Annotated in this window: 12 protein-coding genes; 10 read left to right on the plus strand and 2 right to left on the minus strand. The window is 39.7% G+C overall.

Features of this window, described 5'->3' with window-relative positions:
* The first annotated feature begins 2 nt into the window (after positions 1 to 2).
* From J4861_RS06075 to J4861_RS06095, 5 genes are all read left to right on the plus strand, one after another.
* Positions 3 to 1,673, plus strand: coding sequence for a hypothetical protein (locus J4861_RS06075; protein WP_249110878.1), 1,671 nt, complete (start codon positions 3 to 5; stop codon positions 1,671 to 1,673).
* A gap of 17 nt (positions 1,674 to 1,690) precedes the next feature.
* A complete protein-coding gene (gene cls / locus J4861_RS06080; RefSeq protein WP_211817257.1) occupies positions 1,691 to 3,112 on the plus strand; it encodes a cardiolipin synthase in 1,422 nt (473 codons plus the stop codon).
* A gap of 532 nt (positions 3,113 to 3,644) precedes the next feature.
* Positions 3,645 to 3,848 carry a hypothetical protein gene (locus J4861_RS06085; RefSeq protein ID WP_211817258.1) on the plus strand — a complete coding sequence of 68 codons (204 nt, stop codon included), beginning with the start codon at positions 3,645 to 3,647 and terminating at the stop codon, positions 3,846 to 3,848.
* Between the two features lie 43 nt (positions 3,849 to 3,891).
* The gene (locus tag J4861_RS06090; protein WP_009010788.1) at positions 3,892 to 5,496 is read left to right on the plus strand and encodes a hypothetical protein; all 1,605 of its coding nucleotides are present in this window, start codon (positions 3,892 to 3,894) and stop codon (positions 5,494 to 5,496) included.
* A gap of 472 nt (positions 5,497 to 5,968) precedes the next feature.
* Positions 5,969 to 6,424, plus strand: coding sequence for an HU family DNA-binding protein (locus tag J4861_RS06095; RefSeq protein ID WP_211817259.1), 456 nt, complete (start codon positions 5,969 to 5,971; stop codon positions 6,422 to 6,424).
* A 250-nt stretch (positions 6,425 to 6,674) separates the two neighbouring features.
* On the opposite strand, the gene rsmD is transcribed toward J4861_RS06095, so the two are convergent.
* The gene (gene rsmD, locus J4861_RS06100) at positions 6,675 to 7,205 is read right to left on the minus strand and encodes a 16S rRNA (guanine(966)-N(2))-methyltransferase RsmD (RefSeq protein WP_211817260.1); all 531 of its coding nucleotides are present in this window, start codon (positions 7,203 to 7,205) and stop codon (positions 6,675 to 6,677) included.
* A gap of 125 nt (positions 7,206 to 7,330) precedes the next feature.
* Positions 7,331 to 8,143 carry a DUF3822 family protein gene (locus tag J4861_RS06105; RefSeq protein WP_211817261.1) on the minus strand — a complete coding sequence of 271 codons (813 nt, stop codon included), beginning with the start codon at positions 8,141 to 8,143 and terminating at the stop codon, positions 7,331 to 7,333.
* A 227-nt stretch (positions 8,144 to 8,370) separates the two neighbouring features.
* Here J4861_RS06105 and J4861_RS06110 point away from each other — a divergent pair, with 227 nt between their 5' ends.
* The 5 genes from J4861_RS06110 (at position 8,371) to J4861_RS06130 (ending at position 15,177) form a co-directional block, all read left to right on the plus strand.
* On the plus strand, positions 8,371 to 8,874 hold the full coding sequence (locus tag J4861_RS06110; protein ID WP_004360760.1) for a CidA/LrgA family protein: 504 nt from the start codon (positions 8,371 to 8,373) through the stop codon (positions 8,872 to 8,874).
* Entirely contained in the window at positions 8,874 to 9,623 is a 750-nt protein-coding gene (locus J4861_RS06115) for an LrgB family protein (RefSeq protein ID WP_013264487.1), read from the plus strand. Before J4861_RS06110 ends, J4861_RS06115 begins: the two co-directional genes overlap by 1 nt.
* 645 nt (positions 9,624 to 10,268) lie before the next feature.
* Positions 10,269 to 10,574 carry an SPASM domain-containing protein gene (locus J4861_RS06120; protein ID WP_249110882.1) on the plus strand — a complete coding sequence of 102 codons (306 nt, stop codon included), beginning with the start codon at positions 10,269 to 10,271 and terminating at the stop codon, positions 10,572 to 10,574.
* Positions 10,571 to 12,835, plus strand: coding sequence for an outer membrane beta-barrel protein (locus J4861_RS06125; protein WP_211817262.1), 2,265 nt, complete (start codon positions 10,571 to 10,573; stop codon positions 12,833 to 12,835). Before J4861_RS06120 ends, J4861_RS06125 begins: the two co-directional genes overlap by 4 nt.
* A 461-nt stretch (positions 12,836 to 13,296) precedes the next feature.
* Positions 13,297 to 15,177 (plus strand): IS1634 family transposase, encoded by a 1,881-nt coding sequence (locus J4861_RS06130; RefSeq protein ID WP_211817263.1) that lies wholly within the window; start codon positions 13,297 to 13,299, stop codon positions 15,175 to 15,177.
* Positions 15,178 to 15,218: the final 41 nt, after the last annotated feature.

Genomic DNA, 15,218 nt, shown 5'->3' on the forward strand with positions numbered 1-15,218 from the left:
ATATGATAAGAAACTTATTCAAACCATCACTTCGTCTCTCAGACCTTGATTTAAGTGAGAATAGAAGGATAGTCTCAAAGGCACTGAAGGCACTCAACTGTACTGGGGAATGGAGAAAAGAAGGCGATGCAGCAATTGTTCGTTATACATTTCAGAGTGGACATTTTGGTATTCGTATTATCGGTAATTGTCCACAGGTGGAATTGTCATACCTTTTCTTTGCTGAGGCTGAGATGAAAGATATAAATATTGTGCGCCATGTGTGCAATCACTTTAATCTTAATTCTACCGGTCCACGTTTTAGTTATACTATCAATGAGGAAACAAATATCATTGATATGCATATCCTAACACCTCTTCTTTTAGATGACGATCGTGCAAAAGATATTCTTTCTTCAGCTATGGTCGGTATGTTTTTATGGCAGAATTCTTTTATAAGAAGTCTGACTGATGTGAAGAAGGATGCAAAAAGTTCATCTACGATTGATTTGGAATGGTCTGAGAAGGAAGTTGCACGTGATTTCTTTCTCCTTCGAGAACAGGAATTAAGACATCAGAAGAAAGGTGCCGAGTGGCGTCAGAATGATAAGGAAACTGCAACTTTGAAGCAGTGGATGGATAAGGTTTTTGGTTTGGTGGATGTTGTCTTCTCTGAGTTGACGGTGGTAACAGATTCCGTAACAGTTATCAACGACCGTGAATCTATAGCATCCTATAATCTGTCCGACACTTTGATAGCAGATGGAGCGTTTGTTCGACAGAAGGCAATGCTCGACCTTGTATTCTTTCTCCCAGCTCATCCGACAACTCGTCGTCGTATGACTTTCAGTATTCAGCAGGCTGATGGTTGTGAGGATGTGCTTTACTATCAGGTAGTTGCCACATTGTTACCATTGCCATCAGGGATTGGTAGACCCCTTCATTCGAAGGAAGTACAGGTGCAGTCGCACTCTGTCTTGTTGGCATACGACCTTCGCTCAACAAAGCAGTTGCAGGATGAGTTCGTTTATATGTGGAAGGAGGCTAAGAGTAAGGTAGCTAATGGTGAGGAGAACCAACTAACCGAAGAGCAACGATTGATTGCCAATGTGGAGAGTGTGGATGCTGCTCGCTTTGTTTATCGTAGTCGGACTCTTTATCGTCAGAAGCGTTACTATGAGGCGATTTCTTGTTTGGAGAACGCTTACCGCCTTTTGAATTCTAATATAGATAAAAAGAGTCTGGAAGAACGGAACCTCTTTTTAGAGGTCTGCTATATGTTAGGCTTCTGCTATAATGAGTTGCAACAGTATGATAGGGCTTATTACTACCTTACGTTTGTAACAGGAGTTAATCGCACTCTTTATGCTGAGGAGTATGTTAACTGTATGATTTATTTGGGTGATTATCGTTCGCTGATGACCATAGACGGAATCTTGGAAGACTTACATAATTCTATTGTTGAAGATGAAGAAGGCGAAGTCGAACAATCGGTGCACCCTTTTCTACAGTTCCTTTACCGACGAAAGGCTTATGTCTTGGTAGAGTTGCATAGGTTTGAAGAAGCGGAAGAAATGCTTCGTCAGATGATAGATGACCCTGAGTCAGGTGATTTTGCATTAGACGAGTTGGCATATATTCAGCAGTTACGAGAGAAGGATAAGACTGGCGGAACAGACGAATCGAATAGTTAATGAAAAGGAGAATATAGATGATTTATGTTCATTGGGCATTCTTAGCAGTCTACGTTGTTGTCATCATTATGGTGATGGTACGCGTATTGATGGATAACCTACAGCCAGCCAAGACAATGGCTTGGATGTTGGTGCTAACGTTTATCCCAATGTTAGGTATCATTCTTTACTTCTTCTTTGGTCAGACTACACGTAAGGAGCGTAAGATTTGGCAGTATAGTATGGACCAACTGACCAAGCATTCTATGTTGGAGTTTGTAGAACAAAAGCGTCTTCATCTGCCTAATGAGTATCGAGAACTCATCAAGCTCTTTATGAATCAGAACTGGGTCTTACCATTTAAGAACAACGAGATAGAGATTTATACTTCAGGATACGAGTTCTTTCCTTCTTTGTTAATGGAGATTGGTAAGGCTGAACATCATATTCATTTAGATACCTTTATTATTGCCAGTGACCCCTTGGGGCAGATTGTTGCTGATGCTTTGATTGATAAAGCACGACAAGGAGTTGAGGTACGTGTCATCTATGATGATGTAGGTTCTTGGAAAACAAAGAATCGTTTCTTTGATCGTATGCGTGCTGAAGGAATAAAAGTATATGCCTTCATGCCTGTACGCTTCCCAATCTTTACCAGTAAGGTGAACTATCGTAATCATAGAAAGATATGTGTTATTGATGGTGAGGTAGGCTTTATCGGTGGTATGAATATTGCCAATCGTTATGTGAAAGGGATAAAGAAATTAGCTTGGCGTGACACACATGTTAAGATAACAGGTGCGGCAGTATATGGTTTGCAACGTGCCTTTCTGGTAGATTGGTTCTTTGTGAGTCGTGAGTTGATTACTGACCATGTTTATTATCCTGTCAGCAAGGTTGCTGAGAATGATAGTCTTATTCAAATTGTTACCAGTAGTCCAACAAGTCTGTGGCCTGAGATTGAACAAGGCTATGTCAGGGTACTTGCCAGTGCAAAGCGATATGTCTATATGGAAACACCTTATTTCCTTCCTACTGATCCAATCCTCTTTGCTATGCGTACAGCTGCTTTGTCGGGTGTTGATGTAAGACTGATGATACCTTATGAGACAGACACAAAGATTGTGGAATGGGCTTCACGCACTTATGTCTTAGCAACGGTGAAGGCTGGAGTAAAGGTTTATTTATATAAGGCTGGTTTTAATCATTCAAAACTTCTTGTTGCCGATGATAGTATAGCAACGATTGGTTCTACTAATGTTGACTTCCGTAGTTTCGAAAATGATTTTGAAGCAAATGCTTTCTTCTATGACAAGAAAATAGCATTGAAGGTAAAGGATATCTTCTTAAAAGACCAAGAAGAATCTGTTGCTTTGGAAGATGTACGAAACCTTACGCACCGTTCTTTCCTACAACGATTGTGGGAATCAATAGTAAGGCTCTTGAGTCCATTATTATAAAGGTAAGAAACCTCTTACAAATAAATAGTTCTGCAAAGATGTTTGCTATTTAATAAGGTAATACGTAGAGCAAGGAAAGACAAATGTTTTTATTTTTTTGCTATTTTCTTGTTTGTTTCATATATTCTCACTACCTTTGCGCCCAGTTAAATTAAAATTAACTCGCAATAACGATGAGAGTCATAAAGAATATAAATTCAGCAAAAGTTTGCACCTTAGGAAATAAAGGTGTAGACTCGATTTGTGCTGTATTAAATTCTTTAACGAAGAAAGATAGAAAAAATATCGCAAATTATTTGGTAGTTCCAAATAATTTTGTACTCTCTCTCTCTCTCTCTCTCTCTCTCTCTCATATAGGCCAGGCCTAACCTCCCCACTTTTTTCTTCTCGCATACGCGCGCGAGGCGTGCCGTGCAATCCCTGTAAACAAAGGACTTTTCGGAGTTTCCTTTGTTCGCTTTTTTGTGTCCCTACGTAAACGAAATAAAAAGAAATTAAGCACGAAATAATAACTATTTTAATTGATAAAACAATGGAGAAAAAGAAACAAAAGAAGAACTATTCTGCACCAAAGTGTGAAATAGTCCACGTAAGCGAAACCACTTATTTGATGGATACGTCCTTCCCCAGTCAGCACAAAAAGGCGAGCCATGCTACTGGTCCAGCTGCTGCTAAGGCAAGTCAATGGAATGAGGATGACTTTGAAAACGAAGCCCCAACATCATGGGAAGACTAACAGGGAGTTATTAACTAAAAGAACAAAATAAAACGAATAAATGATGAAGAAAACAATGAAACAATATTCATTCACATCGCAACTAAAGTCGTTGGCTGTCGTGTTCGGCATCGCCTTGACTTTCGCATCTTGTGCTAAGGAGGATGTGGCACAGAACCCAAGCAATAAAGAGGGCGATAACGATAAGAACCTTACAACTTTCGTTGCAGGCGATGAGGCAAAGACTCGCACCTCATTGGATTATAACAGCAGCGACTTCTCTTGGGAGGCAGGCGATTATATCTACGTTAAGGATGACGACGGCGTAATGAGAAAGAGCACGAACGCTCCAACTCAGAAGGTAGCTTCTTTTAAGTATAAAGTACCAGGCAAGTTTACAGAACACACAAGTTATAAGGTTTATTACTTGGGGAAGAATAGTAATGGCAGCCAAGTAACTATCTCTGCTAACCAGACGCAGACCGCTCCAGACAATACGGAGCACTTCGGCACAGTAGGCGACTATGGTACAGCTACGGCAATCAAGGTAATAGGCAAGCAACAGTTTGCTTTTGAATTAGAGCATCAGCCAGCTTACCTTGTCTTCCAGCCTTACACAAGTAACACAATTCTGCAAAACTGTTACTTAACTAAGGTGGAGGTAACTTCTGACAACGATATTGCCGAAACATATAGCATCAATACAACAACAGGTGCTTTGGACGCTTCAGCAGGTACAGGCAGCAAACAAATCGTCTTGACTACAAGCGGCAGTAGTACTAATCCCAATGGTTTCCCACTAAGTAACAGTTCAGCCAGCGTAAGTACAAACGGTGCTTATATGGTAATCAAACCAGGAACTCATACGTTAAAAGTACGTTATTGGGTAAAAGACGAAGCTACCAACGTAGAGGGTACTATTACGAAGACGCTTCCTGCTACTGCTTATGCTTCTAACACTTACTACGATATGACAGCTAACCTTAACGTACGCGATTACGACGGCGACCATTACTACATGTGGGATGCACAGGAGCAATATTGGAAGGATTACGAATGGACAAAGCACTTGTCAGGAAACACAGGTCAGCCAACACTAAATTGGAACAGTTCTTCAAATTACGCCCAGAGCAACGCTGACCCTCGTCACTTCAACGTGAGTTACCCAGGTTCTGGCATAAGTAACCCAGCAACACACACTTCATGTAAAGACCTTCCTAACGCAAACGAGATGTCTTGGTACTGCATGTACGGTGATCCACGTTGGGACGATGACGAGTTATGGACAACGATGGGGCATTTATATAAAGGTGGTATGTGGTTTAAGAAGAAGGCTGTGTTGCAGGCAGAGAATCATTACAACACAGAGAAATCCGCCGATAATACAACCGACTTACGTACAACATACAAGGATTATAACAACACTAACAGTAGCATCACCTCTGGTCTTCCATCAGCAGCCGATGCAAATAAATATTTCTACCTGCCCGTCTTGGGTTACTACGACTCTGGTCAGCTGAACTTCGTTGGCGGCTTCGGCTCCTATTGGTCGTCAAGTGCTTACCCAAGGAGCAGTGGCAGCGCGTACCGCCTGCTCTTCTACAATGGTCACGTCTACGTGGAAGGCTACGGCCGCAGCACCGGTTTCAGGGCGGAGGCGTTTCAGTAGTTCTCGCGATTGCCCCTTTACAGGTGTCGCCCTCTAAAAGGCGACACCTTAAGAACCGCCGTAAAACCCCACCCCGCCCAAAGGGGAGGGAGTGCCTAACGGACAGGGATTCTGCTGAATGCGTATTCCGTTGCAGCGCTCACCGTATCTACGCACTGACGGATGCGTATTTAGCTACTCGTAGATACGCATTGCGCAGCTGTTAGATGCGTATCTAACAGCAGCGCTCACCGCATTCAACAGCAGCGCTCACCGCATCTAACGGCACGTAGATACGCATTGCGCAGCAAGGGAATACGCATCTGGCAAGTAGAGGATACAGAAAGGAGGAAAGAAGAGACGATGAAAGGGAGGAAATAAACCAAGAAAATAGAATGGGGCAGCATGAAGATGCATGAAGAAAGCTGCAGTGGCGTGCTGCCCTACGCTATGATGATAAGAATCTAATGTATAACTTTAAACACGAAGAATTATGAAAATTCGTTTAGTACCAAAGAAAAATCCGCAAAAGCGGGAGGAAGTAAAGTTTTATGCTAACCCTGTTAACCTTGGGCATAAGTCGCTGGATGACATTGCACGTGACATTGCGGGGCGTTCGTCCTTGACACGTGGTGATGTGTCGAACGTGCTGTATAACTTTATCGATTGTTTGCCTCATTATCTCCGTGATGGTTTCAGCATTCAGTTGGGCGAGTTTGGCTCGATGCGTGTCACACTGTCGAGCAAAGGAGCAGAAACAGAAAAAGCTTTTAAGACTGAGACGATTAAGCCTCGTGTGGTCTTCACGCCTGGAACAGAATTGAAACGTGAGCTTTCCGTAAACTCCTACGAATCGGTGAGAAAGACAGAAGAGGCAGGGAAAGACAAGAAGAAAAAGGAAAAGGAAAAGAAAGAAGAGGAAAATGGCCCTGTACCAGACACCGTTTAACCCTCATTGAATGCGAAAGCTTTTTGGGTTAACAGAACAGATTTGAAAACAAACTCGGTTTTGAAAGATTCTGAATTAATTTTTATTCATGTTTTTAGAAATATGCCCTTGATGTGATATCAATAGCAATACTTTTTAATTTATTAATTTAATTTTCGTTTTCTTGCCCCTGTCACCACTCTTGGTGTAATGGGGCAAGTTTTTTGTTCGTTGGTATCTTAATGCTTTTCTCAAATATATTTAATCTTTGTTATCTAAACAACGTGAAGTTCACGCTACCATAACTTCTATGTTCAATGAAGTGGGGATGAGCGGAGAAATCATTATTCTTACCATGTTCAAAGACAAGTAGTCCATCTTCCTTCAATAGGTCATATTGGAAGATGAGGTCTGGAATAGTCTCTAACTCTGGCAATGCGTATGGAGGGTCAGCAAAGATTAGATCGAACTTCTGATGACAACTCTTTAAGAAGCGGAACACATCTCCTTTTATCAATATATGCTCGTCTGTGCCAAGCTTCTCCATACATTGACTGATGAAGCGAGCATGGTCACGGTCTTTCTCTACACTTATTACCTGTTGGCAACCACGCGATAAGAGTTCTAAGGATATACTACCCGTACCAGCAAAGAGGTCGAGTGCCGTTGCTTCTTCCCAATCCACGTAAGCATTGATAACATTAAAGATATTCTCTTTAGCAAAGTCTGTTGTAGGACGTGCCTTAAAGCTACGTGGAATATCAAAATGTCTGCCTTTATATTTTCCTGTTATAATTCGCATAGTTTCTATTTTTAGGAGATGAAGGAGATGAAGGAGTTAAGGAGTGAAATGGAGTTAAGACATTAGTCTCTATGGGAGGTGTGTGAACTTAATTCACTCTACATTTTAGTTCCAATCTTCTTCTTTTATTCCAGATAGATAGTTTTCATATCGTAGGGAATATCTGTACGTTTAGCCAATTGGCTATTATTGAAGTAAACTTCCTGATTGATAACCCTACAGGACTTCAAATGTTGTTTTACTTTATCAATGAGCCAGTCTTGGTAATGTATATCACCGACAATATATAACTCATCTTTCTCTACATCCATTCCTGTTAGCTTCCATATATAAAGAAGGTAATACAAAGCATCATGCTCATTGGTTGCTTCGTATGAATTACTGAAGCGGAATCTGTTTTGTTGGAAACTGAAAACCTCCATACGCTTCTCGTGGAAATAAGCATAAAGTTTTCTACGTGGACCAGCGTAAGAACGACGATAGAGATGCGTCCATACCGACTGCATAAGCGGTTGTATTCGAATGTCCTTGAAATGGTCGTCGATAACGAGCTTGAGGTCTTTGTTAATTGCAAAGACAGCAATCGCATTCAAGTCTGGTAGGATACTCGATAGAATCTCCTCGTTGCCTTGTCTATGGTAAGTGTGATGATAGAGTGTCTCAATATCCTGTGTGCCAAAGTCGTCAATAGGCATGAGCATCACAGGGGTATCAATCTCTGCTAACAAACGTTTGTATCCACTCTGCAACAATTCAGAAACCTTGAAGGCTTCACGCAGATTGGCAGCAACAGAGATACCCATATTCATCTCGTAGGGTTCATAAACGAGCATACCATTCTCCTGTGGGTCACCCACAGCAAATGCCATATTGTTCCTGCTAAATCTGATAGTAAGTCGCAGTTTTTTATCGGAGATATTATTGTCTGTTTCTGTCATTACGAACGTTGTATAGCTTTTTATCACTTGCAAACTTACGCATTTTTTTCCGATTTCATTGGTTATCTGCTTGATAAATATCATCGAATGGTATTCTTTAAAGTATTAAAAAAGGGAAAATTAGCGTTTGATACTTAAAAAAGATATAACTTTGCACTCGCTTATTAAATGCTATAACTATTCAAACAATCATGTTTGATGGTGGTGTTGAATAATAACTTTTTTACATGGCAAGACAGTTCTTTGTTATCTTCGGATGCTTAGCATTGGGAGAGTTTATTGTTTGGGCTACAGGAATAAAACTGCCGTCCAGTATCATTGGTATGCTTCTTCTTACACTTTTTCTAAAGTTAGGATGGGTGAAGTTAGCTTGGGTGGAGCGATTGTCACAGCTTCTGATAGCAAATCTCGGCTTCTTCTTTGTACCGCCTGGGGTGGCTCTTATTCTCTATCTTGATCTTATTAAGGCTCAATGGTTCCCTATTGTTACTGCAACAGTAGTCAGTACTCTTCTTGTTCTTGTTGTTACAGGACAGATGCATCAACTTGTCATAAAGTTTGAACGTCGGTTGATGGCTATGGACTTACTTCATCATCGTGCCCATGCGCAGAAGATGAAGAAGATGCTGGAGGAAACCGAAGAGGTTGAAGCCATGGAAGAAGCTGAAAGGATAGAACTTGACAAAGCTTTACTCGGACAGGATAAGATAACTAAAACGGAGGAAAAATAATGAATTCGTGGGATGAAACAATCGGTCAGACTATTGACCTTATACAGGATGGTAAAGATATCTTTTCCAATCAGTATGTTATTTTGGCATTGACTTTTGCTGCCTTCTTTTACATCAAACGTCTACAGCAGCGTACTGGTTGGATGTTACTCAACCCTATCTTGATAGCCATCGTACTTATTATTGTCTATCTCAAGATAACTGGTGTTTCTTTTGCAGTCTATAAGCAAGGTGCCCAATTGATTGACTTCTGGCTTAAACCTGCAGTTGTAGCCTTAGGCGTACCACTTTATTTACAGCTTGATGCCATAAAGCGTCTGTGGTTACCAATCGTTCTGTCACAGTTTGTTGGCTGTTTGGTGGGTATTGTGAGTGTTGTTTTCGTAGCACAGCTTTGTGGCGCACCTGATATTATTGTCCTCTCAATGGCAAGTAAATCAGTAACAACACCTATTGCAATGGAGGTGACACAGAGCCTTGGAGGTATTCCTTCTCTTACTGCTGCCGTGGTGGTTGTCACTGGTATTATTGGTGCTTTGGTAGGCTTTAAAATGTTGTCCTATGGTCATGTAAATAGTCCTATCGCACAAGGTCTCTCTATGGGTGCCGCCTCTCATGCCGTTGGTGCATCCACAGCGATGGCGTATAGCAGTAAGTATGGTGCTTTTGCGAGTTTAGGTATTACGCTAAATGGTATCTTCACAGCCCTGCTTACTCCAACGGTACTCCGCTTGATGGGGATTATTTAGGGCGTCTTTGTGTAATAGCGTGATAAAGTCTACTATGGTAAGAAGGAATTTATACCCATTATTACACGTGTAGTTTTAATTTCATTTTGCTGTCACATTTAACATTTCATGTAATCCTACTGTTACTTAGCAAGTTAACTAATGAATTAGGGTGACAGTAGTGACAGCAAAATCTCAACTTTTATCTCTGTAACATCAAGTGTGTGAGTATTTACTTATTGTTTAGGATCTTATAATAATTCTCTATTTGTTAAATGACTATTCAGTTATAAGGCGTGTAATCAATTGTTGATTATCAATAAGTTACATGTATAAAGTCTGCAAATTCTAATGAAGAATGTTATTTCGATCCTTTCTATTACAATATCACGTTTATAAGTTCTTGATATTCAACGCTCATTATTTTTGAACACTTTATTAAAGATGTTTGTTAAATAGATTTAAGAACTTCCTGAGAATTTTCTATAATAAGAATAAAATAATAGCTTTGCAAAAGCAGATAGTCACATATTAATGTGCCTAATGTTATATCATGAATAAGAACAGTTTAATTTTAAAAATCTATTATGAAAGCAAACAACTTGGACATTATACATCTTATCCTATTTGGTCTATAGGAATATAGAAAGGTTCTTTATTGGATATGTGATAGATCCTGAAAGTCTTCTTTATAAATGTTGGGCTGATGTCGGGATAAAAAACCGATCTATTGGTACGTTAGAAACTGGATTAAATAATTTTGATATTATGTCTGAATTTATCCAAGGGAGCGATAATTTTTCTGATTCTAAATGTCTTAATTGTAGATACCTACCAGTTTGTGATGGCGGATGTAATCTCTACCGAGTGAATTATAAAAGTAACAAGAAGCCTTATGATATTTGTCAGTATGATGATGAAGGTATGATAAACTTCTTGGAAGAGTATACTGTAAAGAAACAAATGTTATGAAAAAAAATATTGCATTAATTATCATTTACTTATTGGTATGTGTACAGTTACATGCTCAACTAATAAAAGGTAAGGTTGTTGACGAGCATAATGTTCCAATGCCATTAGTGAATGTTGCGTTATTGTCTGAGGGTGATTCTACTCTGATAAAGGGTGTGGTAACAGATAAAGATGGTGTTTTTAATATAGAAAGCCATAATCATAGTAACCTACTTAGATTCTCTTTCATTGGATACCAAAACTTTTATAAGACTTGTACAGAAACTGATGTTGGTTTTATTAAAATGAAAGAAATTAGCACAGAGTTGAGTGGGGTTACCGTGAAAGCGAAACGACCCACAATAAAGATGAGCTTAGATAAGGTTACTGTGGATATCTCAAACTCTTATTTGCAGCATTTGGGGAAGGTAACCGACATACTTAAACGAATTCCTGGTCTTACTTCTAATTTCCAACTGTTAGAAGGGGGCTCACCAACATTTGTACTCAATGGTAAGGTTACGACAGTACAAGAGCTTGCAGCCATACCATCTTCAGAGATAAAGAGGATTATCGTAGATTCCAGTCCAAGTGCAGAATATAGTGCAAGTAATAAGGGAGTAGTCTACATTACGACTAAAACTTTATTAGGTAATACTCTTTCCAGTGAACTATCTAATGCCTCTGTTTTTGCTCGACATTACATGGATATGGTGGACCTTACCATTAATGAGAGGTACAAGAAAGTTAGTAATCTTTTAACTGTGGGATACTCTTATATCAAATCTACGCAGATTGACAATACAACAGAAACAGTGTATCTCCCTCAACAGACCATCGAAAGTGCAAAAGAGAGACGTACACATAGTAAAGGAAATATCTTTAACTGCTTTTATTCAATGGATTGGGACATAAATAAACGCCATTCTATGGGTATTCAGTATACGGGCAATGTGAGCCGTACTAATGAGCATGAACCGACACTGCAGACAATGAATGGCAATGAGATGGCATTCTTCCAGTGGAAAGATGGGAATAACTATATGCATAGTACAAGCGTAAATTACAATAATAAAATCGATGCCACACGCAATCTATCTTTCGTGGCAGATTATACTTTCCAACATTCTCATGATACTGGGTTGGCAGACATTAATCCTGTGGTGAAAACAAATAGTGAAGGTCGATATCATATCGCTGGGGCTCGCCTTTCATATCGTACTCAAAGAAAGTGGGCAGACCTATCAATGGGAGTCTTTGGATTAACCATGAGTAGTACTGGAGCGTATTTATATAACACAGATGCAGAAGACTACAAGACAAATGAATCTCTAATTGGTGCATATTTTTCGCTTTCTAAACGATTCAAGGACTTTTATCTACAAGGAGGATTGCGAATGGAAACTAACTCTCGGAAGTTAGAAACGAATACTTCAGGGATGTTTACAGATTCTACGGAGTGGCATTTCTTCCCAAACCTTGTAATGAAAAAGAATTTAACGAAGAACTCTTCAATTGGATTGTCTATAGGACAGACTATTGCACGACCATCTTTTAATGACTTGAATCCAGGTCTCTACTACTATGATGCAATCTCGTATTCGGCTGGTAACCCACAGTTGAAACCCAGTATTACCACAAATCTGAAGGTAAGTTATCAGTATAATAATTTCCATACGTCCGTAGTTTATAATAAAAACAAGAATAAAATAATTCAATTACCAATATGGACAGATGTCTCAATTGATAATAAGAATATTAAATGGATACCTATAAATTTTGATAAGTCATCCACTATTGTTGCAACAGCTATCTATCATTACTCTTTAGGACCAATTCAAGGAGACATAACTGGTTCGTTTACCAAGCCTTTTGTCAAGGCTAACTATTTGGGTAATGAATATTCCTGTGGTAAGCCATCATGGTATTTCTCTGTTGATGGACAATGGGCATTAAGTAGTTATTCTATGTTTGCTTTTGATGGATCTTATGATAGTGGAGGAAATAGTACGCTTTTCAATCACGAGAAGTCATGGACTATGAATCTGACTTATATGCATCGTTTGTTCAAAGATAAGTTTACATTACTCGTTGCCTTTAATGATGTTTTCCACACAGACCATGGTAATAACTGGACAATGAAATACAATAATATAAAAACATCCATGCATACTAATGGTGACACACGCTCACTGATAGTGAAACTGAGTTATAACCTCGGTAAGTTACAGTTGGATAAAAATAAGCAGACCGCATCAAAAGAATTGTTGGATCGATTATAATTTTTAAGAAATGGTCTTCAGAAGATTGATTTTAACTTTATGACAATCAGTAAGGTGCAAAGTGGGAAACATGAAGTTCAGTTGACTAAGAAGGCTAACCAATCATTACCAAAGGATATATCTTTCGAATTTATTGCCCTGATGGGATTTCATCTATTGTAATCTCTTTTAAATAGCAAGAATTCTAATGTCTAAGTTTTGGCTATGTTGATAAGGTCAGAGATAAATTCTCTCGAACACCAATAGTAAAGAAGAACAGCCATATCAAAGCACTCCGGTTTCGATATGGCTGTTTTAACCCAAGTTTAACCGGCAAAATTATTTTTCATAAATTTTCGGGATGTTTTGTGTAGTATCAATTTGATAAATGATTGATAATCAAGTATAGGGTATTGTAACGAGGAGTAAAATCTGATTTGTAGGACACAGCCATATCAAAATTATTTTGTTACTTTGCACTCATGCACGCAAATGTACAGACACGATTCAACCCTGCCACAGGGGACATGGCTCCTTATTATCGCATCAAGGAGTCATATCGTGACGTGCAGGGTCATGTACATTCGCTAATTCTGTTGAACATCGGGTTCGAACCTTCACTTACTGCTGTACAGGTTCGAAAAATTGTATACGCTCTTAGCGAACGCTTCAAAACCAGAAGTACACCCTCGCTTTTTAAAAAACATCTTGACGGTCTTACTCCTATTGAACAGGCAAAGGCTGACGAATGGTGGAGCCGTATGGAGAAAGAAGGTGGAATCGATCGGTTTAATAAGGAAGAGCAGAGGTCGCTGAGAAAATATGAGAACTACATTGACCTTGAGACGGCAAACTATACTGACGCAAGGAATGTTGGTGCAGAGTGGCTCTGCAAGCAGACAATAGACAAGCTGCAATTAGAGGGTTTTCTGCGCAAAAATGGGTGGACGGAAAATGCGATACACACGGCTTTGTCAGCATTGATTGTTCGCACGGTATATGCAGTTTCTGAACGTTCATCTTATTATTATTTGCGCGATAACTCGGCTGCCGCTGAACTTTATAGTGGAGTTCCTGGCTGGACACCAGGAATCAATTCTCTGTATAAAATCACTGACAAGTTATATGAACTAAAGGAACAGTTAGAGCGTCATCTGTGCAGCATTACTGACGCTCTCTTTAATATAGACAACAAGTTGATGCTCTTCGACTTAACCAACTTCTATTTCGAGGGTAGCAAGCGTAACAGCGATAAAGCCAAGTTCGGTCGATCAAAAGAAAAGCGCTCTGACTGTAAGCTACTTGTACTTGCATTATGTATCAATAAAGAAGGTTTTATACGTTATTCTTCAATCTTGGAGGGTAATACAGCAGATCCCAAGTCTCTACCCAATATGATTGATACGTTAGCAAAGAGGAATCCCTCACGAACCAAGGATACGCTCGTTGTCATGGATGCAGGTGTTGCCACGGAAGAGAACTTGGAGCTAATAAAGAAAAAGGGTTACAATTATCTCTGCGTATCCCGTACGAAAATGAAAGACTATACGCTCAGTGATGATAACAAGAGCGTTACGGTTATGGATGCCCGTCGGCAGAAGATAACGCTGAAAGAGATTAAGACAGAAGATGATAAGGATTATTATCTCGAAATAACATCTCCTTCGAAAGCTATGACAGAGTCGTCCATGAACAGAGTCTGGAGAGAGCGTTTTGAGATGGAACTGCAGAGGATAAACGAAGGAATCTCCAAGAAAGGTGGAACAAAAACCTATGCAAAGGTTGTTGAACGTACAGGACGTGCCATACAGAAGTACCCTTCTATAGCGAAGTTCTACCAGATAAGCTACATAAAAAATGAGAAGAAACCTAAGGAGATGCTACGTGTAGACTGGGAGATAAAAGACCTCTCGGCAATGGAATCTGGGCATGGAGTCTATTTCCTCCGTAGCAATGTCAGGACACTTTCTGAGCGTGTAACATGGGAATACTACAATCTCATTCGTGAGATAGAATGTACGAACAGACAACTAAAGAATGATCTCAACCTCCGTCCAATCTATCATCAGAAAGATGAGCGAAGCGATGCACACCTCTTCTTCGGTTTATTAGCCTACTGGGTGGTAAACACTATCCGTTGTCAATTAAAACGAGAAGGAGAATCCTGTTACTGGACCGAGATAGTACGACGTATGAGTACCCAAAAGCTCGTCACCACAAAAGGGAAGAATCCATTAGGTGAAACCATCGAGATGCGCCAATGTAGTAGTCCTTCAAAGCAAGCAAAACAGATATACGATAAGTTGAACTTAAAACACTCACCATTCAAAAAGAATAAAATTTGTAGGACACAGAGCCCATAAGAAAAACGAGAAAAGTACAGTGACAGTAACAATTAGGCGAA

The sequence above is a fragment of the Prevotella melaninogenica genome (assembly GCF_018127925.1).
Lineage (GTDB): Bacteria > Bacteroidota > Bacteroidia > Bacteroidales > Bacteroidaceae > Prevotella > Prevotella melaninogenica_C.

What these genes read in the sequence shown, in the direction of transcription:
- J4861_RS06075 (WP_249110878.1), top strand. Translation starts at nt 3, where the DNA reads ATGATAAGAAACTTATTCAAACCATCACTTCGTCTCTCAGACCTTGAT.
- cls (WP_211817257.1), top strand. Translation starts at nt 1,691, where the DNA reads ATGATTTATGTTCATTGGGCATTCTTAGCAGTCTACGTTGTTGTCATC.
- J4861_RS06085 (WP_211817258.1), top strand. Translation starts at nt 3,645, where the DNA reads ATGGAGAAAAAGAAACAAAAGAAGAACTATTCTGCACCAAAGTGTGAA.
- J4861_RS06090 (WP_009010788.1), top strand. Translation starts at nt 3,892, where the DNA reads ATGAAGAAAACAATGAAACAATATTCATTCACATCGCAACTAAAGTCG.
- J4861_RS06095 (WP_211817259.1), top strand. Translation starts at nt 5,969, where the DNA reads ATGAAAATTCGTTTAGTACCAAAGAAAAATCCGCAAAAGCGGGAGGAA.
- rsmD (WP_211817260.1), bottom strand. Translation starts at nt 7,205, where the DNA reads ATGCGAATTATAACAGGAAAATATAAAGGCAGACATTTTGATATTCCA.
- J4861_RS06105 (WP_211817261.1), bottom strand. Translation starts at nt 8,143, where the DNA reads ATGACAGAAACAGACAATAATATCTCCGATAAAAAACTGCGACTTACT.
- J4861_RS06110 (WP_004360760.1), top strand. Translation starts at nt 8,371, where the DNA reads ATGGCAAGACAGTTCTTTGTTATCTTCGGATGCTTAGCATTGGGAGAG.
- J4861_RS06115 (WP_013264487.1), top strand. Translation starts at nt 8,874, where the DNA reads ATGAATTCGTGGGATGAAACAATCGGTCAGACTATTGACCTTATACAG.
- J4861_RS06125 (WP_211817262.1), top strand. Translation starts at nt 10,571, where the DNA reads ATGAAAAAAAATATTGCATTAATTATCATTTACTTATTGGTATGTGTA.
- J4861_RS06130 (WP_211817263.1), top strand. Translation starts at nt 13,297, where the DNA reads ATGCACGCAAATGTACAGACACGATTCAACCCTGCCACAGGGGACATG.